Below are 21,066 nucleotides of genomic sequence, written 5' to 3'. Positions count from 1 at the left end.
CTTACCTCAGTTTCGGATTGAGCAGGTCGCGCAGCCAGTCACCCAGAATGTTGACGACGACGACGAGCAGGCAGAGCTGGATCACCGGAAACAGCACGATCCACCACGAACCGGAGAACAGGAACTGGTTGCCAATGCGGATCAGCGTTCCGAGCGACGGCTGGCCGGGTGGCATGCCGATGCCAAGGAACGACAGCGTCGCCTCGGTCAGGATCGCCATGCCGAAGTTCAGCGTGGCGGCGACCAGTACCGGCGTCAGCGTGTTGGGCAGGATGTGATGCGCCAGGATACGACGAGCGGGCACTTTCAGCAGGCGAGCCGCCTGAACATATTCCTTGTTGCGCTCGACAATGGTCTGTGCACGCACGGTGCGCGCATATTGCACCCAGGACGACAGCGCGATCGCGAACACCAGCACGGCCGCGGCTCCGATCTCGCGCAGGTCATCCGGCAACATCTGGCGCACGACGGTCGACACAAGGATGGCGATCAGGATCGTCGGGATCGACAACGTGATGTCGCCGAAGCGCATCAAGAGATTGTCGACGACACCGCCAAAGAAGCCGGCGCACAGGCCCGCGGTCATGCCGATCAGCAAGGACAGCACCACCGAGAAGAGGCCGATGACGATGGATATGCGCGTGCCGTAGAGAATGGCCGACAGCATGTCGCGCCCTTGCGTGTCGGTGCCGAGCAGGTAGGGCCACTCACCCGTTGGCTCCCAGATCGGCGGAAGCTCGGCCTTCCACATATCGAGCTGGGCAGCATCATAAGGGTTCTGCGGTGCGATCAGCGGCGCAAACACCGCAGCCGACACCAGCACGGCCAGGATCACGGCGGCGATCATCGCCGACTTGCTGCGGGTGAAGGACCACCAGACATCGCTATTGCGGATGCGCTTGAGCAGGCCGGGACGGGCGGCAGCGCCGGTTTTGGTAACGTCTGTCGTCATCGACTGGACTCCAGCTGTCAGTGCGAGGCACGCAGGCGCGGATCGATCACGGCATAGGTGATGTCGACCAGCGTGTTCAGCGCGACGAAGATGAAGGAGATGATGCAGAGATAGGCGGCCATGACGGGGATATCGAGGAAAGTCACCGCCTGAATGAACAGCATGCCCATGCCCGGCCACTGGAAGACAGTCTCGGTGATGAGCGCGAAGGCGATCAGCGAGCCGATGTTCATCGCGGTCATGGTCACCACCGGCATCAGGCAGTTGCGCAGCGCGTGGCGGAAATAGATGCGCCAGCGCGGAATGCCGCGGGCGCGGGCGAACTTGACATAGTCGGAGCGCAGCACTTCAAGCATCTCGGCGCGGACGAGGCGCATGATCAGCGTGATCTGGTAGAGCGACAGCGACACCGCCGGCAGGATCAGCGCCGCGCGTCCGGACGGCGTCAGAAGGCCGGTCGACCACCATCCCAACTGCACGACCTCGCCGCGACCGAAGGACGGCGACACGCCGAGGATGACAGAAAACACCAGGATCAGGAGAATGCCCACGACGAAGCTCGGCAGCGACACGCCGACGATCGACAGGAATTGCAGCGACTCCGTGTACCATCTCCCCCGCTTGATCGCGGTCAGCACGCCGAGCGGCAGGCCGACGACCAGCGAGATCAGTGTCGCCACCAGAACAAGCTCCAACGTCGCCGGGAAGCGCTCTCCGATCAGGGTCAGCACGTCCTGGCCATTGCGGTAGGAGATGCCGAAATCGCCCTGTGCCGCATTCGCGACGAAGCGCGCAAACTGGGTGGCAACGCCGTCGTCGAGACCCAGCCGCTCGCGAATGGCATCACGGTCCGCCTGCGTCGTCTGTTCGGTGACCATGAGCTCGACCGGATCGCCGGCGAGACGGAAAATCAGGAAGGCGAGCATGGCGACCGCCAGCATGACCATGATGGCATTGGCAATGCGGCTTATAGTGAAGACCAGCATGTGGAGCCTCGCGGGGTGGACGGAGCCGGAGCGCCTGCTGCGCCGGCTCCACGTGGTGTTTACTGGGCGAAATGAGTCAGCCGGTGGTGCGGCTTGTTCTCGGTAAGCTGCGCGATATCAGCGCGGAGATCCTCTTGAGGGGCTCCGCATGGCAAGGCGTCGAAAAGCCCGCGGCCTGCCGCGAGGATCAGCTTCCTGAACATGTGAGTTCTCCACCACTTCGTTTTGCCCCAGCCCCCTTTGGCGGGGATCTTTTCATGAAGCGATGGCGGCTCGGGGCCGCCAATCTGCTCGCCGCATCAACCGGCTGCACCTCCACTGCCTTGCCGATTGCCGCCTGCGTGCCAAAAGCTACGAAGTCGCAACACACATGTCAACCATATTGTCGACAATCTTCTTTATTTTTGCCAACAGACGGCTCAAACCAGCCATGAGCGGCCGACAGCCGGACCAATGGCGGTGTCGTCAGCCTGCTTGCAGGTCGGCCCAGCCACTGGCATGCTGCCGCATCTTTGAAAAGATCTGCGCCCAAGCCCCACCTTCTTGCCGGCCACCGGTGCTTGCAGCCGCATAAAGCGGAGAGCGTCCGAGGCGCTCATCGAACATCGCCGGGATCTCCCGCCTGCTCTGGAAGATCGGCCGAGACATCGCTCGGTCCGTCAATCGCCAAAGCCCGGCAAACCAAGTCCGACGACGTAAATTCTGCAACAACGCCCCCTCACATGGAGTGTCGTCGGGCGATTGTTCTTTGCCTGCCTTGGACGCTGCATGTCGCGCTTCGATGACCAAGCGCGCATCAACACTGATTTATTTCGTTGAATTGAAGTATAAACAAAAAAATGTATCGACCAGTTCTTTTGAAATCGCCCTGGTTGCGGCATCTCGAAATTATTCCCGCATTGCGATAGAGAATTTTGTGGTGCCGATACATGACAGTTTAATAAAGTTGCAATCTGCGGCGCGGTACTGAGCGATATCAAATCGAGCCGGAACCCCGTCATGACGATTAGATTAAAGCTCATTGCCAGTATCGCCCTTCTCGCCGCTTTGTTGCTGATTTCAGGCGGCACCGCCTTTTTGGCGCTGCAATCAGTGTCGGAGCGCACCCGCACCATTGTCGTCGATCGCGTCGAGCCGATGACCCATCTGAAGACCGTCGCGGACATGTATGCCGTCAACATCGTCGACACGGCCCACAAGGTCAGAAGCGGCGCGCTCGATTGGGCGGAAGGCGAAAAGGCGTTGCGTGTCGCCATCGATGCCATCGACCGCTCCTGGACGGCCTATGCGTCAACGACGATGACATCGGATGAAAAGGCGCTGGCCGACGGGTTCGCAGGGCTTCGCGAGAGTTCGAGAAGTGAGATCGACACTCTGGTCGGTATCATCGCGCGAAAGGATCAGGCAGCCCTCGATCGCTTCGTCGGCGAGCGGCTCTATCCGACGATCGATCCGCTTGCCACGCCCATCAGCGACTTGGTCTCGCTCCAGCTTCGCGTGGCGCAGGAGGAATTTGCCGCCGCAAACGAGCTGAAATCTACCATCGTCCTGTGGATGGGCGCGCTCGCGGTCGTCTCGTTGGCCATCGTTGCCTTCTCGGTCTGGCTGGTGATCGGCGGCGTCACGACCCCACTCAAGCGCATGCAAGAGGCAATGCGCCGGCTGGCGTCCGGCGACACGGTGACGGGAGTTCCCTATTCCGGGCGCCGCGACGAGATCGGCGATATGGCCGGAGCGGTCGAGGTGTTCCGCCAGGCGGCCATTGCCAACCGGCGCATGGAAGAGGAGGCGCAAGCCACGCGGGCACGGGCCGAGAGCGACCGCATCCGCCTGACGGAGGAAGCCGAAGCCGCAGCCCAGGCGCGACTGGAGCAAGCGACATCGGGGCTTGCGGCCGGTTTGCGCCGGCTTGCCTCGGGCGACCTGTCGTTCCAGCTCGATCAAGCCTTTGCGCCGGATTTCGAGCCGCTGCGCCATGATCTCAACGCCGCGATCGGCCAGCTCGGCGACACGCTGTCGGCCATCACCCTGTCGGCCGGATCGATCGACAACGGAACCCGCGAGATCAGCGTCAGCGCCGACGACTTGTCGCGCCGCACCGAACAGCAGGCAGCGTCGCTCGAAGAGACGGCCGCCGCGCTCGACGAGATCACCGTCAATGTCTCCAACTCCGCCAAGCGCGCCGACGAGGCGCGTGCCGTGGCGATGCGGGCCAATGCCAGCGCCGCCCAGTCGGGCGCTGTGGTGGGGAACGCGGTCGAGGCCATGGGCCGGATCGAGGAAGCCTCCGGCCAGATCTCCAACATCATCGGCGTCATCGACGAGATCGCCTTCCAGACCAACCTTCTGGCGCTCAACGCCGGCGTCGAGGCGGCGCGGGCGGGCGATGCTGGCAAGGGCTTTGCCGTCGTCGCCCACGAGGTGCGCGAACTGGCGCAGCGCTCGGCCAAGGCGGCCAGGGAAATCAAGGAACTGATCCGCAATTCGAGCGTCGAGATCGAAGCCGGTGTCAAGCTGGTGCGGCAAACCGGCGAGGCACTGAAGACCATCGAGACCTATGTCGTGACCATCAATCAGCACATGGACGCGATCGCCACCTCGGTGCACGAGCAGTCGACCGGCCTCGGCGAAGTCAATACCGCGGTCAACCAGATTGACCAGGTCACCCAGCAGAACGCCGCCATGGTCGAGGAGACCACCGCCGCCAGCGTGACGCTTGCCGGCGAGGCCGCCCGGCTGCGCCAGTTGATCGCGCAGTTCGCGCTTGCCGAGACTTCGCCACCTCAGAGCCAGCGTCGCGCAGCCTGACAGCCCACAGCTGAACCGCAACAGCCTCTCCGGCAAATCGCCGGAGAGGCTGCGCCGGAACTAACGTTGAAGACACTTGGCAGAATCGGCGACCTTGCTGGCGGCTATGACGAACCGCCTCGCCGTCGCCTCGATGGCTCGTTCAGACCATCACTCGACCTGATGCCTGAGACCTGCCGCCTCGATCCCAGCAACGGCCACGAGTTCGTCATTGTCCGACGTGTCACCAGTGACGCCGACGGCGCCGAGGAGCTTGCCGGCCTGGTCGCGCACGAGCACGCCGCCCGGAACGGGCACGATCCTGCAGCCGGAGACGGCATTGAGCCCCTCGACAAAGTGCGGCCGCTCCCTCGCGGTCTGGTCGAGCCAGCGCGACCCCATGCCGACCGCCAGCGCGCCATAGGCCTTGCCCGCGGCGATCTCGTAGCGCAGCAGCGACGCACCGTCCTGTTTCTGGAAGGCCTTCAGATGCCCACCGGCGTCGAGCACCGCAATTGTCAGGGGCTTCATCTTCGCCTCGGCGCCCTTTTCGAAGGCTGCAGCGATGATGGTGTTGGCTATGGAAAGCGTCAGTTCAGTCATGTGGTTTCCTCGGAAATTCTGGGTCAAAAAAAGCGGCCGCCAGCCAGTGGCAGCCGCGAGAGTGCGATCGAAATGCCGTCAGTGTCCGGCGAGGTGACTACTTCGTCACGCCCATGATCTTGCCGAGATAGGCGACATATTCGCCGAACTGCGGCAGCGCGCGGGTGGCGGCGGCGTCGCGCGGACGCGGCAGATCGATCACCACCTCTTCGATGATCTTGCCCGGCCGGTCGGCCATGACCAGCACGCGGTCGGACAAGAACACGGCCTCGGCAATGCTGTGGGTGATCAGCATCACCGTCTTGCGGTGCTCCTGCCAGATGCGCAGCAGCTCGACATTGAGCTTGTCGCGGGTCAGCGCGTCGAGCGCGCCGAAGGGTTCGTCCATGAGCAGGATCGGCGGATCGAGCACCAGCGCCTGGCCGATCGAGGCGCGCTGGCGCATGCCGCCCGACAGCTGGTGCGGGTGGGCGTCGGCGAACTTTGAGAGCGACAAAACCTCCAGCACCTTGTCGACCGCGTGGTCGCGGGCTTGCGCCGGCATCTTTCGGATGCGGGCGCCGAGCTCGACATTCTTGCGCACGGTGAGCCAGGGCAGCATGTTGTTGGTCTGAAAGACCACGCCGATGTCAGGTCGCGGCGAGTGGATCGCCTCGCCCCTGATCGTCGCCGTGCCGCTCTCATAGGGGATCAGGCCGGCAATGATGCGCAGAAGCGTGCTCTTGCCGCAGCCGCTCGGCCCGAGCACCGAGACGAATTCCTGGTTGCGGATGCCGAAATTGATGTCTTCGAGCGCCGCGACCTTGCCGAAGTGCTTGTTCAGCCTTTTGGCTTCGATGTGGTTGGCCAGAGGCTGGGCGGCCGGCTGCGCGCCACCCTTGTTCGCCTCGATGGTCGCCGTAGCCGACATGATGTCCTCCCGAACTGCGATATTCATACCTGGATACCCCGCCACCAGACGGACTTGGCCGCGAATTCGATGGCCGCATAGAGCACCAGCGAGATCAGCGTGATGACGATGATGCAGCCGAAGACGAGGTCGGTGCGCGACGAGGCGGTGCCCAGCATGATGAGGTTGCCCAGGCCGCGATCGGAGCCGACGAGCTCGCCGATGATGGCGCCGATCATCGCCAGCGGCATCGCCACGCGACAGCCATCGATGAAAGCCGGCAGCGCGCTCGGCAGGCGCAGCGTCGTGAAGGTCGTCCACGGGCCGGCATTGAGGGCGCGGAAATGCTCTTCCAGGTTCTTGGCCGTGCCGGCAAAGCCGCCCAGCGTGGCGACGACGATCGGGAAGAAGGCGAACAGGAAGGCCATCGCCACCTTGGAGACGAAGCCGTAGCCGAACCAGACGATCATCAGCGGCGCAAGCGCGCTTTTCGGAGTCGTCTGCAGCGCCGTCACCAGCGGATAGATGGTGCGCTGGGCGAAAGGCGAGACATAGACGATCATGCCGATGATGATGCCGACGACGACGGCGGCGATGAAGCCGATCAGCACTTCGGCCAGCGTGTACATGGAGTGCTCGAAGATCTGGTCGCGTGACTCCCAGATCGCCACCGCGATCGCCGAGATCGGCGGCAGGATGTAGCTTTTCACTTCGAAATAGCGAACGCCGTATTCCCAGAAGAGCAGGAACGCTCCGAAAAACGAGACGACTTGCGCGTATGCGACAAGTCTTGGACTTACGCCTGACATATTGGCTCCTCCTGATAGGCGTCCGGGGGTGGGCCTCACAGGCAGCAGCCCCGGCAAATCTGTGTGTCGCATCCGGTCTGTCCGGTGCGCTCTTTGAGCAAGGGCGCCAGCATGGCCGGCGCCCCTCGTCTCGGTGGCTTGCAGGTCCTCGGCCTACTCGCCCAGCTTGTCCTTCACCACCTGGTGGGGCGGCGGGACAAGGAAGCGCTTGAAATGCCACTGGTCGAAGGCGTCGATGTTGCGCGCCCAGACCTGTGCGACATGCGGGTTGTCTTCGGTCACCTGGATCATGTCGCAATAGATCTCGCAGTTGTTGCCGTCGGGATCCTTGAACACGAGGAAGCAGTTGGCGCCCGGGCCATGCTTGCCGATGCCGCGGACGATTTCCACGCCGCGCTCCTGCAGCATCTCGGCCGCTGCCTCCATGTCCTCGAGGCTGTCGACCAGGTAGGAGAAGTGCTCGAGGCCGGGCCTCGAATACTTCGGCAGGTCGTCGCGATCCGGCGAGTCGGCCGGAATTTGCGACAAGGCGAGGTCGTGATGGTCGGCGCCTGCACGCAGGAACACCATCTTGTCCTCGATCCAGTCCGAGACCTCCAGGCCGACGACATTGGTGTAGAAGTCGACGGACTTGTGGATGTCACGAACCATCAGGACCATGTGGCCCAGCTTCCTGACGTTGATCTTCTTCTTCATGTTCCTCATCCAGGAGTGAAGTCAGCCCTCAGCGGCTGATATTGCGGTAGAGGTCGTCGGTCTTGATGCTGTCGTCGACGACGAAAGCTTCACGCACGAAGCCCATGGTCTTTTCCATGCGGTCGGCACGGACGAAACCCAGCTCCTTGTTCTCTGCGTTCGGATCGCGGACAAGCGCGTTGATCTGCTTGATCTGCTCCAGCACGATGCTCTTTTCGAGCGTCGGATACTGCTTGACGATCAGATCGGCGGATTCATCCGGGTTCTGCGCGAGGAACTCATAGCCACGGTAGGAAGCGTCGAGGAACTTGTCGACGACCTCGGGCTTCTCGGCCAGCATCTGCTCGGTGGTGACGAAGCCGCTGCCATACATGTCGAGACCGAAGTCGCGATACTTGATCATGCCGATCTTCTTGCCACTCTCGCCGGCATTCTCTGTCAGGATCGGCAGGCTGGCGCCTTCCCAGCACTCGGCGAGATCGACCTTGCCTTCCAGGAAGGACGAGGTGATGACGGCCGGGTTCATGCGTAGCAGCTTGAGGTGATCCTTGGGCAGGCCATTGTCGACGAGCCAACTCGGCACGATGTTCTGCACCGGCGATGTGGCGCCGCCGCCGACCGACTTGCCGGCGAAGTCGGCGAGCTTCTTTTCGCCCTCGCCGTCCTTGGTCAGGTAGCAGAGCGCGCCCGGCCACACCGTGTTGATCGAGCCGACGAAAACGGCCTTGCCGCCATTGGCGCGGTTGAGAATGACCGAGACAGGATCGCCATAACCGATGTCGAACAGGCCCTGGTCGATCTCGTTGACGGTGCGCTGGCCGCCATAACCCTGGTAGACGGTGACGTCGAGGCCAGCCTCGTCATAGAAACCCTTGGCCTTGGCGACCAGGATGCCGCCGACGCTGCCTTGCGGCAGCCACGACATGTTGAATGCGACCTTCTCGGCCGCCGAGGCGGCGGCCGTCATGCTTGCAACGGCACCTGCCAGCGCGAGCCCGCGCAGTGCTTTCCCGAAACTCATTGCCATACTGTCCTCCTCAGTGTTGGGCCTGATTTTTTGGATGCTTCTTACCCGACCGGCATGGACCGGATCGGATTTGTTATGGCGCCGACCTTCTCTACGGCAGCCGTGACGATGTCCCCGCAGTTGAGGAACTCGCCGGTTCCCATGCCGACGCCGTCAGGCGTGCCGGTGGCGATCAGGTCGCCCGGCCGAAGCGTCAGGATCGACGACAGATAGGAGATCTGCTCGGCGACGGAAAAAATCATCGAACCGGTACTGTCGTCCTGCTTGCGCGTTCCGTTCACGTCCAGCGTCAGGCGCAGGCTCTGCGGATCGCCGATGCAGGCGGCCGGCACGAGCCACGGACCGAGCGGGGCGAACGTGTCGAAGCTCTTGCCCCGGAACCAGTCGAATTTGAAGGGGAAATCGGAGCGGCGCGTGAGATCGCGCGAGGTGATGTCGTTGATGACCGAATAGGCAGCGACATGGTCCAGTGCCTTCTCGACCGGAATGTCGCGGCCGCCGATGCCTATGACTGCCGCCAGCTCGACCTCCCAATCGACCTTCTGCGCCCGCTCCGGCAGGATCACCGCCGCATCGGGACCGATGACGCTCGAATCCGCCTTCATGAAGACATAGGGCTGGCTTTCCGACTTGGCGGCCAGCACCGTGCCCATCTCCTGGGCATGCTCGACATAGTTGGACGCAGTGGCGAAAATGCGGATCGGGCGATAGGGCTCGCAAAGCTGCGTTCCCGTTCCCAGCGGCTCATATTTTGGACCTGCAGCGGCAACGTTCTCGGCGAGAGCCGCCAAAGCCGGCGCCACGTCCAGCCAGCGGTCGAGCATGCCCGCCACGCCGCCTGAAATCCACTTGTCCCAGGCCTGGGCGTCCTTACCCGTAAGGCGTGCCACCAGCGCGAGGTCATAGACGCCCTGCTCCGTCACCAATACGGGCCGAACTTCGTCCCTGATCACTCGTTGTCCTAGCGCGTGCCACACCACTGGCTGGCTCCTTCCTTGTTGCCTGCTATCGTTGTTGCATACATTTGATCATCTGTGTATGCATGTCAAGCATGAGGTGCGCACGGAGAGCGAGTTTCTAACGATGTCTGAAATCGAATTGTTCCATGAATGGGGTTCGGTTCAGTCCTTCAAGGTCCGCATGTGCCTGGCCGAGCTCGACCTTCCCTGGACCTCGCGCCGCATCGACCTGTCGCGTTTCGACAATCTCACCCCGGCCTATCTCACAGTGCACCCCAAAGGGCTGGTGCCGGCGCTACGCTGGAACGGCGAGGTCTTCGTCGAATCCTCCGACATCAACGAGCTGCTCGTCGATATTGCCGGCGGCAGGCTGTTGCCATCTTCGATAGGAGAACGCGCACGCGCGCGAAGCTGGGCTCGCTTCGAAGACGAGGTGGTGCACCCGGCCATCCGCCCGCCGACCTTCAATCTCATCCTCAAGGCGCGTGTAGCGAAAATCGCCCCTGCCGCATTCGCTGAAATGATCTCGCGACATCCGCTGCCGGCACGACGCGACGCCTATCTGGCCGCGGCGCACGCGCCCTTCGATCACGCGGCCGTCGTCACCTCGATCAGGACGTTCCGCGACGTGATGGCCATGATGGAGCGAGCATTGGCTGAAAGACACTGGCTGGCAGCAGACAGCTTTTCGCTCGCCGACGTGGCCATGGCCGCCTTCGTCGACAGGCTCGACCGACTGGCCATGCCCGCCTTGCTCGCCGCCTTTCCCAGAACGTCCGACTGGGCGACGCGAATCCGCGCCCTCAAGTCATTCGCCGAGGCCCAGGGCCCGGACAACGCTCGCCCCGATCCGCTCGTCAACACAGCTGTCGTGGCCACGCTGATCGCCGAGGCGCACGGGCAAGCTCCAACACTGGAAATGGAACGCTTCTGATGGATCACGCCATGAAGATCGACACACCGGACGACGGCAAGACCCTGCTAGACCGCCTGTTCTTCGACGCCCGCAGCCAGAATGGTTGGCTCGACCGGCCGGTCGATCTCGCGCTGCTCGAACGAATCCACGACATCGCCAGGATGGGGCCGACGAGCATGAACTGCTCGCCGCTGCGTATAGTCTACCTGGCGACCGATGCGGCACGCGAAAAGCTGAAGGCGGCGCTGGCTGCGGGCAACGTCTCCAAGATCATGACCTGCCCGGTCGTCGCCATCTTCGCCACCGACTACGCTTTTGCCGAGAAGATGCCGTTTCTGTTCCCGCACACCGACGGCAAAGGCCATTTCGAGCGCAATCCGCATCTCGTCGACGACACAGCCTTCCGCAACGCCACGCTGCAGGCCGCCTATTACATGCTGGCGGCGCGTGCGCTCGGCCTCGACTGCGGGCCGATCTCCGGCTTCAACCGTGCCGCCACCGACGAGATCTTCTTTGCCGGCACGGCCATTCGTTCAAACTTCATCTGCGGCATCGGCCATGGCGATCCGGCCAAGCTGTTTCCCCGCCACCCGCGCCTGCCCTTCAACGAAGCCTGCACGGTGCTTTGATCTGCGCCTGAAAAGAAAATAGCCCCCGACGCAAGCGCCGGGGGCAGGCTATGGGTGCGGTAACAGGCGGTCTGAAAAAGTCTTGAAACAGGTCTACCTGAAAATCAGTCCGGCCGGCGCGCCACGACCTTGAGCTCGACCACCATGTCCGGGTGCGGCAACTGGCGGACGCCGACGGTGGTGCGGGCCGGGCCGTCAGGCCCGAACCACTTGTTGTATTCGCAGTTCATGGCTGGATAGTAGGCCATGTCGGTGAGGAAGATCGTGACGTCGACCAGATCCGAGAGCGTGCCGTCGACCGCGCGCAACGTCTCGGTGATGTTGGTGACGATCGCCCGGAACTGCTCGGCCACGTCGTAGATTGCTTCGCCCGCCTGCCTGGAGACACCTGCAATTGTGCCGTCCTTCTGCCGGGCGCTGACGCCTGACAGGAACAGCAGGCCGCCCGCCTCACGCAGGAAAGGATAGTTGGCGAGCGGCTTCGGCCTGTCGGCTGCAGCAGTGCTCACGCCGCCTTCTCCAGCGCCCAGGGCGAGAAGCCGGCCTGGTCGACCGCAGCGAAGAACGTCTGCTCGGCCTGCGCGTCGAGTTCGACCAGCGGCGCGCGCACGGTGCGCCAATCGTTGGAGCCGAGTTCGCGCGCGATCAGTGACTTCATCGCCTGGATCATCGGGAACTGCTGGAACAGCGTGCGCACGGTGACAGCCTGGGCGAAGGCGTCGGTCACGCCCATCTTTGGCGTGTTCACCACCGCCTCGACCATGCCCTTGGCATTGACGTTGGCGGTCGCCGAGATGCAGCCGACCGACCCCCTGGCCATCGTCTCGCCGAGCAGAATCTCGGAAGCCGGGAAGACCTTGAAGCCGTCGCCGACGTCGAGATAACGCGCCAGGTTTTCGCGGTCGCCCGAGCTGTCCTTGATGCCGACGACGTTGGGATAGCGGCGACGCAGGCCCTCGACCAGTTCGACGGTAACAGGCACGCCGGTGAATTGCGGGATGTGATAGAGCACCACCTGCAGCTTGTCCGAACCGACAGCTTCGATCAGGCGGCCATAGTGGCGGATCAGCCCTTCGGTCGTTACCGGCTTGAAGAAAAACGGCGGCAGCACCAGCACGGCGGGCGCACCCGCGTCGACCGCCGCGCGTGTCAGCTCAACGGTCTCCCCGAGCGAATTGTTGCCGGTGCCGGGCATCAGCGCCGAGGCAGGGATGCCAGCAGCAACCACCTCATCGAGCAGGCGACGCTTTTCCGAAATCGACAGCGAAGCTGCCTCGCTGTTGGTGCCGAAGATCGCAAGGCCGGCACCCTGCTCGACGACCCAGCGGCAATGGCTGAGGAAATGCTGCGAATTGACTGTTAGGTCCGGATTGAACGGCGTCAGAACCGGGGCGTAGACGGAGAGAAGCTCCTGGGTCATGGGTCTCACTTTCGCTTTTGACAGGACAATCCGCAGGGAAAGAGACCGCATTCGTCGATGGCGAAGCGCATGATCTCGTGTCCCAGTTCCTCTTCGTGCGTATCGAAATGCGCGACGATGGATGTGTGGTTATGGCGGCTCAGCTGGACGAAGCGCGGCGCCTTGCCGGTGCGCATCGCATGCCGCTGGACGAACTCGGCGCCATAGGCGTCGATGTAGCGGTTCTCGAACTCGGCAACGGCGACCATCACCGGCAGCGCACTGGTTCCCGCATGAATGACCGGCGACAGCGCGTCGTAGGCCGCCTCGTCGTCGCCGAAATACTGGCGGACGTTGTTGGCATTGGGATTGGTGGGCAGGCTGTCGGCCCTGAGCCGCGCGCTGATCAGCACCGCCCCTCTGATGTCGGGGCTCGGAAGCCGCCCGACATTGGGGTCGTGGAGATAACCGGCGACATGGCAGCCACCGGCGGAATGGCCAACAAGCAGGATCGCGCGCGGATTGCCGCCGAAACGCTCGATGTTTGCGGCGATCCAGTCGATCGCCGCCGCCACGTCGCGCGCGCCTTCCGGGTACTGCGCGCCGGGCGCCAGCCGGTACTCGACATTGACGCCGACGAGGCCCTGGCGGCTGAACCAGCGCAGCACATTGTCGTAGATCAGGCCGTCCACGCTTTTCGAGCCGCGCGTAAACGCGCCGCCATGGACAAAGACGACGACCGGCCGGCCGCGCCCGGACGCGCAACGGCTGCTGCTTTCGAAGACGTCGAGACGATGGGCGGGATCGGCGCCATAGGCCAGGTCGCGGTGGACGACGATGCCGTCATTGGCGGCCTTTTCCTGGTGATGGTCGCGATAGACGTCGAGCACCACCTTACGGCTCGCGCCGAGATCGTCGTTCCAGACCCTGCCTATGGCATCCAGTCGCGCCCGCTCATCAGGCGAAAGTCCCGCAAATCGCATTTCCGCTGTCCCTGCTCCTCGCAGAGGGGCCCTCAAGCAGGTGTACCCACTCCCCTCTTTTGTCGCTGGATAGCAGTCAATTTCACACTTGACAACATATTTGCATACACAGATTAGTATTTGCATACACAGATGATAGCCTGTGTTGCGGGGCGGCTGCCGCCTCGCCGTCAAACCCTGTGAAAGGAAAACCAATGGCCAAGTTGCGCCATCTCGCCATCGCCGTGTCCGACCCGGAAGCGGCCGCCCAGTTCTTCGAGAAGGCCTTCGGCATGACCCGCGCCGGCCAGGCGATGCGCGGCGTCTACATGTCCGACGGCGTCATGAACGTCGCCCTTTTGAACTTCGGCGAAGAGCCGGTTCCGGGCTTCGAGACCGAGAAGGACTACAACGGCATCATCCACTTCGGCATGTGGGTGGATTCGGTCGAGGAGACCGACGAACTGGTGAAGGCTGCCGGCGGTTCGTACATGAACGGCCGCAAGGAATCGAACCCGAACGTCTTCTACGAAGTGAAGTACAAGACCCCCGAAGGCATCGTTTTCGACGTCACCGAGAACGGCTGGAAGGGCGCGGTCAAGAACGTCAACGCCGCCTGACCTAGCCCGAACCAATGCCGGAGCAACTAGCACCCCCGGCATCGGGCCATGTCACAGCCGCCGGCTTGGGCGGCGGCAAGAACGGAATGGAGCAATCGAGATGGCCAAGTCCAAGATCGCGGTGACGATCCCCGTATCCGACACCTGCCTGTCGCGACTGTCCCAATCCTACGACGTGATCACGCTGCCCGCAGGACTGGGCAGCGGATCACCGGAGATCGATTTCAGCGGCGTCTGGGCGGTGCTCACCAACGGCAGCACCGGCATGTCCGACGGCGAGATGGCCAGACTGCCGGACCTAAAGCTGGTTTCCGCCTATGGCGCGGGCTACGAGAATGTCGACGTCGAGGCCGCAAGGCGCCGCGGCATCCACGTCACCCACGCGCCGAACACCAACACGGAGACTGTCGCTGACCACGCGCTCGCGCTGATGCTGGCGATCTCGCGCGACATCTGCCGGCGCGACCGCCGCCTGCGAGAGGGTGCCTGGGGCGCGATCCGCTCGGCCCGGCCGACGCTGTCGGGCGCAACCCTCGGCATCATCGGCCTCGGCAACATCGGCCAAAGCGTGGCAAAGCGCGGCGAAGCCTTCGGCATGCGCGTCGCCTACACCACCCGCAATCCAGTAACCGACGTCGACTGGCAGCACGTGCTCGACCCGATCGTGCTTGCATCGATGAGTGATTTCCTCGTCATCGCCTGCCCCGGCGGGCCGTCAACGCGACATCTCGTCGACCGCCGCATGCTTGCGGCACTCGGGCCGGGCGGGTTCCTGGTCAATGTCTCGCGCGGCATGGTTGTCGACACTGCGGCACTGGTCGAAGCCCTCCGTGAAAGCCGAATTGCCGGCGCCGGCCTCGACGTCTTCGAAGGCGAGCCTGAGCTGCCCGCCGGCCTCGCCGACCTCGACAATGCCGTGCTGACACCGCACATGGCCGGACGCTCACCGGCGGCGGAAAACGCACAGATCAACGTCTTTCTCCACAACCTCGCCGCGCATCGCAACGGCGGTATACTCAAAGCCCAGCTTGCATAAATCTCGGGCTGTCACTAAATCGATTTGGGATTTGCCTCGCGGCAGATCGCCATTTGCCGTGAAAACCGGAAAGCCGAACGCATGACCACCATCGCCTCGCAGATCTACCAGGCCCTCGCCGAGGAAATCGCCAAGGGCGTGATGGTTCCTGGCCAGAAGCTCGAAGAAAAGGTCATCGCCGAGAAGTTCGGCGTCTCCAGAACGCCGGTGCGTGACGCCCTGCGCGAACTCGGCGCCCGCGGCCTGATCGAGATGAATCCGCGCCGCGGCGGCGTCGTCGCCCGCATCGACACCGAACAGATGGCCGACATGCTGGAGGCCGAATGCGAGATCGAGGCCCTGTGCGCCCGCCTCGCCGCGCAGCGCATGAGCGCGCTCGAGCGCGAGCAGCTTTATGAACTGCACCGCCAATACGCGGCCTGCGCCGCCGAAAAGGACATCGAGGGCTGCCGCGACATCAACCGCAAGTTCCATGATGCCATCTGCCGTGGCGCCCACAGCGTCACCATCACCGCGATGGCGGTCGACCTGCGCGTGCGCCTCGCCCCTTTCCGCCAGCACCAGGCCGGTCCCGCCGACATCCGACTGCAGCAGTCGCTCGACGAGCACCAGAAGGTCGTCGACGCGATCCGCGCCAATGACGGTCCGGCTGCCTTCGCCGCCCTTTACCAGCACAACGCCCGCCTCAGCGCCGGCGTCATGAGCCGCTTCGCCGCCGAAGCGGCCAAGTAGCCCAAGGCATCATCCCGACACCGAAGTTGACCTTGCCTGGCCACTGGCCGGGCCACTTGCGCTCGCCTTGGGTTGACCGAGCAACACCCTGCGTTCCCGCCAACTCACGCCTTGCCTGCCGGCGCAGCCGCACGCTTTTGCGCAAGCAGGTATACAAGAATGCGGATGTGCATATCAAATCATTTGCATTCTCAAACTCATCTATGCATACATGATAATCGCATTGCATACTACAAGGTACCTGTAGCCGCCGGCACATCGAGCAACGGCGATATTCAAGACCCGAATTCTGGAGGAGAAATCATGGGCAAGAATGCACGGTATTTGACTTTGGCTCTGGCGATGGCGGCAACAGGCATGCTGTCGGCACCGGCCATGGCGGCCGAGAAGACGATCGGCGTCACGGTCCCCTATTTCGGCTCGCCGTTCTGGAAGGCCGGGCTCTACGGCGTCGAGACCGCCGGAAAGGAAAAGGGCTACACGGTGCTGAAGGGCGACGCCAAGGACAAGGCCGAGGTCCAGATCGAGCAGATCCGCAGCTACATCGACAAGAAGGTCGACGCCATCATCATTGGCGCCGCCGACGCCGCAGCCGTCGGCCCGGCGGTCGAGGAAGCCATCGACAAGGGCATCCCTGTTATCGCACTGTCGGTGCCGCCAAAGTCCGACCGCCTGACCTCATTCGTCGGCGCCGACAACATCGGCATGGGCCGCCTGCAGGGCATCTGCCTCGGCCGCGCCATCGGCGGCAAGGGTGAGGTCGGCCTGTTCGCCGGTCCGGACGAGATCTGGGCCAAGCTGCGCGTCACCGGCTTCAAGAACACCATGGAAGCCGACTTCCCCGACATCAAGATCGTCGCCGAAAAGGCCGGCGGCACCAAGGATGCGGGTGTCGCCGCGGTCGAATGGGCCAAGGCCCATCCCGAGATGCACGGCATTTTCACCGCCGCCGACACCATGGCCGTCGAGTCGATCAACCAGCTCGGCGCCTCCGTCGAGAAGATCAAGGTCTCGACCTCCAACCTCAACGATGAGGCACGCACTGCCCTCGAAAATGGCAAGCTGACCTGCGCCTCGCTGCAGCCGGCGGTGGCCATGGGCCGCGACGCCGCCCGCGAGGCGATCGCCGCGATCGAAGGCGGCAAGGTGCTCGGCCGCATCGAAGCGCCGGCCCTGCTCGTCACCAAGGAGAAGGTCGCCGGCTACGACTTCTCCAAGATCATCGCCCCGGCCGACTACCAGCCGTAAGCGCAACGTCCGGCGGCACTTCAGCCTGACACATCAGCAAAGGGGAATCCGGCCAGCCCGGGTTCCCCTCGTCTTTACCAGCCCAGAGAAATCAAGCGATGTTGACCCTTGCAATTGCCCTCGTCCTCTCCGGCGCCGTGGCCGGCCTTCTGGCCGGACTGTTCGGCATCGGCGGCGGCGCCATCCTCGTCCCCGTCCTGGTGCAGGCGCTTGCCATGCTCGACGTCGATGAAAGCATCCGCATGCATCTGGCGGTGGCGACCTCGCTCGGCATCGTCGTGCCGACCTCGATCCGCTCCTTCATGGCCCACCGCAAGCATGGCGCGGTCGACATGCCGCTGCTCAAAAGCTGGGCAATCGTATTGCCTGTCGGCGCCATTCTCGCCTCGGCGGTCGCAGCCGTCATTTCCGGCGCCAGCCTGAAGTGGATATTCACCGCGATCGCCACCATGGTCGGCGTCAAGATGCTGATCAACAAGCCGGGCTGGATCGTCGCCCAGGACCTGCCCGGCCAGCCGGTGCGTTCACTCTACGGCCTGTTGATCGGCTTCCTCTCGACGCTGATGGGCATCGGCGGCGGCATCATGAACAACACCTTCATGATGCTCTACAACCAGCCGATCAAGCGCGCGGTGGCGACCTCGTCCGGCGTCGGCGTGCTTATTTCCATCCCCGCAGTCATTGGTCTGATCGTCGCCGGCTGGCACAAGACCGACCTGCCCGAATTCTCGCTCGGCTACGTCAACATGCTTGCCGTGGCGCTGATCATGCCGATATCGCTCGTCACTGCCCCCCTTGGCGCGCGTATGGCCCATGCTGCCTCCAAGCGCGCGCTCGAAGTGTCCTTCGGCGTCTTCCTGCTCGCCGTCTCGGCCCAGTTCGCCTGGTCGCTGCTGGCATAGCGGGAGCACGGCACCGCTTCGGGCTCGTTATCGAACAGGGGAGCGCGCCGATCTCATTCGCCAGCCGGGACACTCTGGCCGTTCGTCGGTTCGGATGTCGATCCTTTGGTCCGCCAACCGAACCTGTTGACTCCTCCCATATTAATTTCTAAAGTTTAGAAAATAATATGGGAGGAACCGGATGGGTGTTCATCACGGCCATATCTTGCGCATCCTCAGGGATGAAGGACCGCAGTCGCGGGCCGACCTGTCGCGCCGGTCGAAGCTGTCGGCGACGACGCTGACCCATGTCACGGCTGCCCTGCTGCGTGATGGCTCGATCCTCGAAGGCGACACCAGCCTGCCCAACGGCGTGGTCGGCCGCCCCGCCCAGGCGGTGAAGCTGGCGCCCGACGCCCGCAGCGTCGCCGGCGTCCATATCGGCGCCGGCAATGTGCAGGTGGCGATCACCGATCTCCTCGCCCGCCCCAAGGCCACCGCCGCCTTTGCCTTCGACACCGAGGCTGCCGATCCCGACGAGATCGTCGGTCAGGTGTCGAAGACTGTCACCGAGCTTGCCGCCGAAGTGCAGGTCGAGACCAGCAGACTGCTTGGCGTCGGCATCGGCGTGCCCGGCCCGGTCGATCCGGCGCGCCGCACGGCGCTCGCCTCGATCAATGTCGGCTGGCGCAACGTGCCGCTCGCCGACAAGCTCGAAGATGCGCTTCGACTGCCGACGACGGTCGAACACAATGTCAGCGCCATGGCTCTGGCCGAAAGCCACTACGGCATCGGCAAGAATGTGCCGGCCCTGCTCTACATCTACCTGCGCACCGGCCTTGGCGCCGGGTTGATGGTCGATGGCGCGCCGTTCAGGCCGGGCGGCCATGGTGCGGTCGAACTCGGCCACATCCAGATCGTGGCCGAGGGCAAGCGCTGTGCCTGCGGCAATGTCGGCTGCCTCGAAACCTTCGTCTGCGAGCGCGCTTTGATGGACGCTGCCGGCCTCAAGGGCGCGGCGCCCGACAACCTGCTCGCCAGGGTCGAGCAGAACACCGCCGCCTGGGACGTCGTCGTTCGCCACCTCACCACCGCGCTCGCCAGCGCCGTCAACATATTGAGCCCCGACCTGATCGTCTTCGGCGGTCATCTCGGCGACGCGCCGCAATCGCTGTTCGAGCGGCTGGAACGGGACCTGCCGCTCCGCATCATGCCGCATATGCGCGACATATTGAGCATCCGCCGCGCCACGTTCGGAGCGCAGTCCGGCGCCATCGGCGGCGCGGCCGTTGCACTTGACCAGTTCTTCTATTCGGGAGCACTCCATTGAGCGCCGCCTCGTCGACCGCCGCGGCCTCCACTGGCACGCTTCTTTCGCGCGTCGGACCACACCTCCCCGGCCTCGCTCTCAACGCCCTCGCCTTCCTCGTCGGCCTGGCCATCTGGTGGGCGATCACGGCAGCCAAGCTGGTTGTCCTGCCCGGGCCGCAGGAAGTGTTCGTCCGCGCCATCGAACTCGCCGCCAACGGCCAGCTCGCGCTCGACATCTTCTCCAGCCTTAAGCGCGTGCTCACAGGCTTCCTGCTCGGCGCAGCACTCGCCATCCCGGTCGGCTTCCTGATGGGCTGGTACAAGATCGCCCGCGCGCTGATCGAACCTTATGTCCAGTTCTTCCGCATGATCCCGCCGCTGGCGGTTATCCCGCTCGCCATCGTCACCATGGGCATCGACGAGGCCCCCAAGATCTTCGTCATCTTCCTTGCCTCGTTCCTGTCCTGCGTCGTCGCCACCTATCAGGGAGTCATCAGCGTCGACCGCACTTTGATCAACGCAGCCCGCGTGCTCGGTGCCAGCGACAGGGTCATATTCCCGCGGGTCGTCATCCCGGCGTCGACCCCCTTCATCCTCGTCGGCGTCCGCATCGGCCTGGGATCGGCCTGGGCAACTGTCGTCGCGGCCGAGCTGATCGCGGCGCAGTCGGGCCTCGGCTTCCGGATGCAGCAGGCCCAGCTCTATTACGACCTGCCGACCATCTTCGTCAGCCTGATCACCATCGGCGTGCTCGGCCTGCTGATGGATCGCCTGCTTCAGGCGACCGAACGCCGCCTCACCAGTTGGCAGGAGCGCGCCCAATGAGCCAGCCCAAGCTTTCCTTCCAGCCCAAACTTTCCTTCCAAAATGTCAGCCGCCGCTTCGGCGAAGGCGACAAGTCGTTCCTGGCGCTTGACCGGCTCAACCTCGACATCGCCGACGGCGAGTTCGTCACCGTCGTCGGCCCGTCCGGCTGCGGCAAGTCGACGGCGATGAACATCGCCGCCGGCCTGATGGACGTCTCCGACGGCAAGGTTCTCGTCGACGGCAGGCCGGTCAGCGGCCCGGGGCCGGAACGGGGCGTCATCTTCCAGCAATACGCCCTGTTCCCGTGGCTGACGGTGCGCCAGAACGTCGAGTTCGGACTGCGCATCAAGGGCCTGCCGGCGTCGGAGCGGCGCCGCATCTCCGACCATTTCATCGGGCTGGTCGGGCTCCGCGATTTCGCCGACGCGCTGCCCAAGACTCTGTCGGGCGGCATGAAGCAGCGCTGCGCGATTGCCCGCGCCTATGCCGTCGACCCGACGATGCTTTTGATGGACGAGCCGTTCGGCGCGCTCGACGCGCTGACCCGGGTGCACATGCAGGACCAGTTGCTCGACACCTGGAGCCGCGAGCGCCGCACCGTCTTCTTCATCACCCATGACGTCGACGAGGCGGTCTATCTCGCCAACCGCGTCATCGTCATGGCCGCCCGGCCCGGGCGCCTGCACAAGATCATACCGGTCAACCTGCCGGCCGAGCGCAACGAGGATGTGCGCCTGTCCAAGGAATTCACCGAGATACGCAACCAGGTCTGGCACGCGGTCTACCACCAGAAGCCGCAGGTCGAGGCCTGACACCA

At 63.8% G+C, this 21,066-nt stretch carries 23 protein-coding genes; 11 read left to right on the top strand and 12 right to left on the bottom strand.

All coding sequences use genetic code 11. The features are described from left to right. Window position 1: 1 nt before the first annotated feature. Genes IG197_RS16260 through IG197_RS16250 form a run of 3 tightly spaced genes read right to left on the bottom strand, consistent with a single transcriptional unit; the run spans window position 2 to window position 2,141 of the window. Window positions 2-952, bottom strand: a complete 951-nt coding sequence (locus IG197_RS16260) for an ABC transporter permease (RefSeq protein WP_067956282.1) — start codon at window positions 950-952, stop codon at window positions 2-4. Between the two features lie 17 nt (window positions 953-969). Next, entirely contained in the window at window positions 970-1,938 is a 969-nt protein-coding gene (locus tag IG197_RS16255; protein WP_154387000.1) for an ABC transporter permease, read from the bottom strand. 59 nt (window positions 1,939-1,997) lie between these two features. Continuing rightward, on the bottom strand, window positions 1,998-2,141 hold the full coding sequence (locus IG197_RS16250) for a hypothetical protein (RefSeq protein WP_157096981.1): 144 nt from the start codon (window positions 2,139-2,141) through the stop codon (window positions 1,998-2,000). A gap of 796 nt (window positions 2,142-2,937) precedes the next feature. On the opposite strand from IG197_RS16250, the gene IG197_RS16245 reads away from it, so the two are divergent. Then, on the top strand, window positions 2,938-4,746 hold the full coding sequence (locus IG197_RS16245; RefSeq protein WP_182575702.1) for a HAMP domain-containing methyl-accepting chemotaxis protein: 1,809 nt from the start codon (window positions 2,938-2,940) through the stop codon (window positions 4,744-4,746). A 150-nt stretch (window positions 4,747-4,896) separates the two neighbouring features. Here the strand turns inward: IG197_RS16245 and IG197_RS16240 are convergent, their stop codons facing one another. The 6 genes from IG197_RS16240 to IG197_RS16215 form a co-directional block, all read right to left on the bottom strand. Further along, window positions 4,897-5,328 (bottom strand): heme-binding protein, encoded by a 432-nt coding sequence (locus IG197_RS16240; RefSeq protein ID WP_192313341.1) that lies wholly within the window; start codon window positions 5,326-5,328, stop codon window positions 4,897-4,899. 97 nt (window positions 5,329-5,425) lie between these two features. Continuing rightward, a complete protein-coding gene (locus tag IG197_RS16235) occupies window positions 5,426-6,238 on the bottom strand; it encodes an ABC transporter ATP-binding protein (protein ID WP_192313339.1) in 813 nt (270 codons plus the stop codon). A gap of 23 nt (window positions 6,239-6,261) precedes the next feature. Then, on the bottom strand, window positions 6,262-7,026 hold the full coding sequence (locus IG197_RS16230) for an ABC transporter permease (RefSeq protein ID WP_154387005.1): 765 nt from the start codon (window positions 7,024-7,026) through the stop codon (window positions 6,262-6,264). Between the two features lie 153 nt (window positions 7,027-7,179). Next, window positions 7,180-7,722, bottom strand: coding sequence for a VOC family protein (locus IG197_RS16225; RefSeq protein ID WP_208993677.1), 543 nt, complete (start codon window positions 7,720-7,722; stop codon window positions 7,180-7,182). A 28-nt stretch (window positions 7,723-7,750) separates the two neighbouring features. Beyond that, entirely contained in the window at window positions 7,751-8,743 is a 993-nt protein-coding gene (locus IG197_RS16220) for an ABC transporter substrate-binding protein (protein WP_210283868.1), read from the bottom strand. A 47-nt stretch (window positions 8,744-8,790) separates the two neighbouring features. Then, window positions 8,791-9,702, bottom strand: coding sequence for a fumarylacetoacetate hydrolase family protein (locus IG197_RS16215; protein ID WP_246765162.1), 912 nt, complete (start codon window positions 9,700-9,702; stop codon window positions 8,791-8,793). A gap of 130 nt (window positions 9,703-9,832) precedes the next feature. On the opposite strand from IG197_RS16215, the gene IG197_RS16210 reads away from it, so the two are divergent. Further along, on the top strand, window positions 9,833-10,642 hold the full coding sequence (locus tag IG197_RS16210; RefSeq protein ID WP_192313337.1) for a glutathione S-transferase family protein: 810 nt from the start codon (window positions 9,833-9,835) through the stop codon (window positions 10,640-10,642). Between the two features lie 11 nt (window positions 10,643-10,653). Continuing rightward, window positions 10,654-11,253, top strand: coding sequence for a malonic semialdehyde reductase (locus IG197_RS16205; RefSeq protein ID WP_192313335.1), 600 nt, complete (start codon window positions 10,654-10,656; stop codon window positions 11,251-11,253). A 104-nt stretch (window positions 11,254-11,357) separates the two neighbouring features. Here the strand turns inward: IG197_RS16205 and IG197_RS16200 are convergent, their stop codons facing one another. From IG197_RS16200 to IG197_RS16190, 3 genes are read right to left on the bottom strand one after another with little or no spacing between them, the layout of a single operon-like run. Further along, on the bottom strand, window positions 11,358-11,762 hold the full coding sequence (locus IG197_RS16200) for a RidA family protein (protein ID WP_067956258.1): 405 nt from the start codon (window positions 11,760-11,762) through the stop codon (window positions 11,358-11,360). Beyond that, window positions 11,759-12,673, bottom strand: a complete 915-nt coding sequence (locus tag IG197_RS16195) for a dihydrodipicolinate synthase family protein (RefSeq protein WP_192313334.1) — start codon at window positions 12,671-12,673, stop codon at window positions 11,759-11,761. Before IG197_RS16195 ends, IG197_RS16200 begins: the two co-directional genes overlap by 4 nt. Window positions 12,674-12,678: 5 nt before the next feature. After that, a complete protein-coding gene (locus IG197_RS16190; protein ID WP_067956255.1) occupies window positions 12,679-13,635 on the bottom strand; it encodes an alpha/beta hydrolase in 957 nt (318 codons plus the stop codon). Window positions 13,636-13,829: 194 nt separating this feature from the next. On the opposite strand from IG197_RS16190, the gene IG197_RS16185 reads away from it, so the two are divergent. From IG197_RS16185 to IG197_RS16150, 8 genes are all read left to right on the top strand, one after another. After that, the gene (locus IG197_RS16185; RefSeq protein WP_067956254.1) at window positions 13,830-14,234 is read left to right on the top strand and encodes a VOC family protein; all 405 of its coding nucleotides are present in this window, start codon (window positions 13,830-13,832) and stop codon (window positions 14,232-14,234) included. 100 nt (window positions 14,235-14,334) lie between these two features. Further along, complete coding sequence (locus IG197_RS16180; protein WP_192313330.1) at window positions 14,335-15,270, top strand: 2-hydroxyacid dehydrogenase; 936 nt, start codon at window positions 14,335-14,337, stop codon at window positions 15,268-15,270. Window positions 15,271-15,351: 81 nt separating this feature from the next. Further along, window positions 15,352-16,002, top strand: a complete 651-nt coding sequence (locus IG197_RS16175) for a GntR family transcriptional regulator (protein ID WP_067965975.1) — start codon at window positions 15,352-15,354, stop codon at window positions 16,000-16,002. Between the two features lie 303 nt (window positions 16,003-16,305). Continuing rightward, window positions 16,306-17,250 carry a sugar ABC transporter substrate-binding protein gene (locus IG197_RS16170; protein ID WP_192313327.1) on the top strand — a complete coding sequence of 315 codons (945 nt, stop codon included), beginning with the start codon at window positions 16,306-16,308 and terminating at the stop codon, window positions 17,248-17,250. Between the two features lie 98 nt (window positions 17,251-17,348). Further along, a complete protein-coding gene (locus IG197_RS16165; protein ID WP_192313324.1) occupies window positions 17,349-18,152 on the top strand; it encodes a sulfite exporter TauE/SafE family protein in 804 nt (267 codons plus the stop codon). A gap of 181 nt (window positions 18,153-18,333) precedes the next feature. Then, entirely contained in the window at window positions 18,334-19,461 is a 1,128-nt protein-coding gene (locus IG197_RS16160; protein ID WP_192313321.1) for an ROK family transcriptional regulator, read from the top strand. A 104-nt stretch (window positions 19,462-19,565) separates the two neighbouring features. Beyond that, window positions 19,566-20,267 (top strand): ABC transporter permease, encoded by a 702-nt coding sequence (locus IG197_RS16155; protein WP_371746552.1) that lies wholly within the window; start codon window positions 19,566-19,568, stop codon window positions 20,265-20,267. After that, a complete protein-coding gene (locus IG197_RS16150) occupies window positions 20,264-21,061 on the top strand; it encodes an ABC transporter ATP-binding protein (protein WP_192313315.1) in 798 nt (265 codons plus the stop codon). The genes IG197_RS16155 and IG197_RS16150 overlap by 4 nt, the downstream gene beginning before the upstream one ends. The last annotated feature ends 5 nt before the right edge of the window (window positions 21,062-21,066 follow it).

Origin of the sequence: Aminobacter sp. SR38 (genome assembly GCF_014843375.1) — a bacterium.
In the GTDB taxonomy this organism is placed as follows: domain Bacteria; phylum Pseudomonadota; class Alphaproteobacteria; order Rhizobiales; family Rhizobiaceae; genus Aminobacter; species Aminobacter ciceronei.
This window is presented reverse-complemented; position numbering and strand designations above follow the sequence as displayed.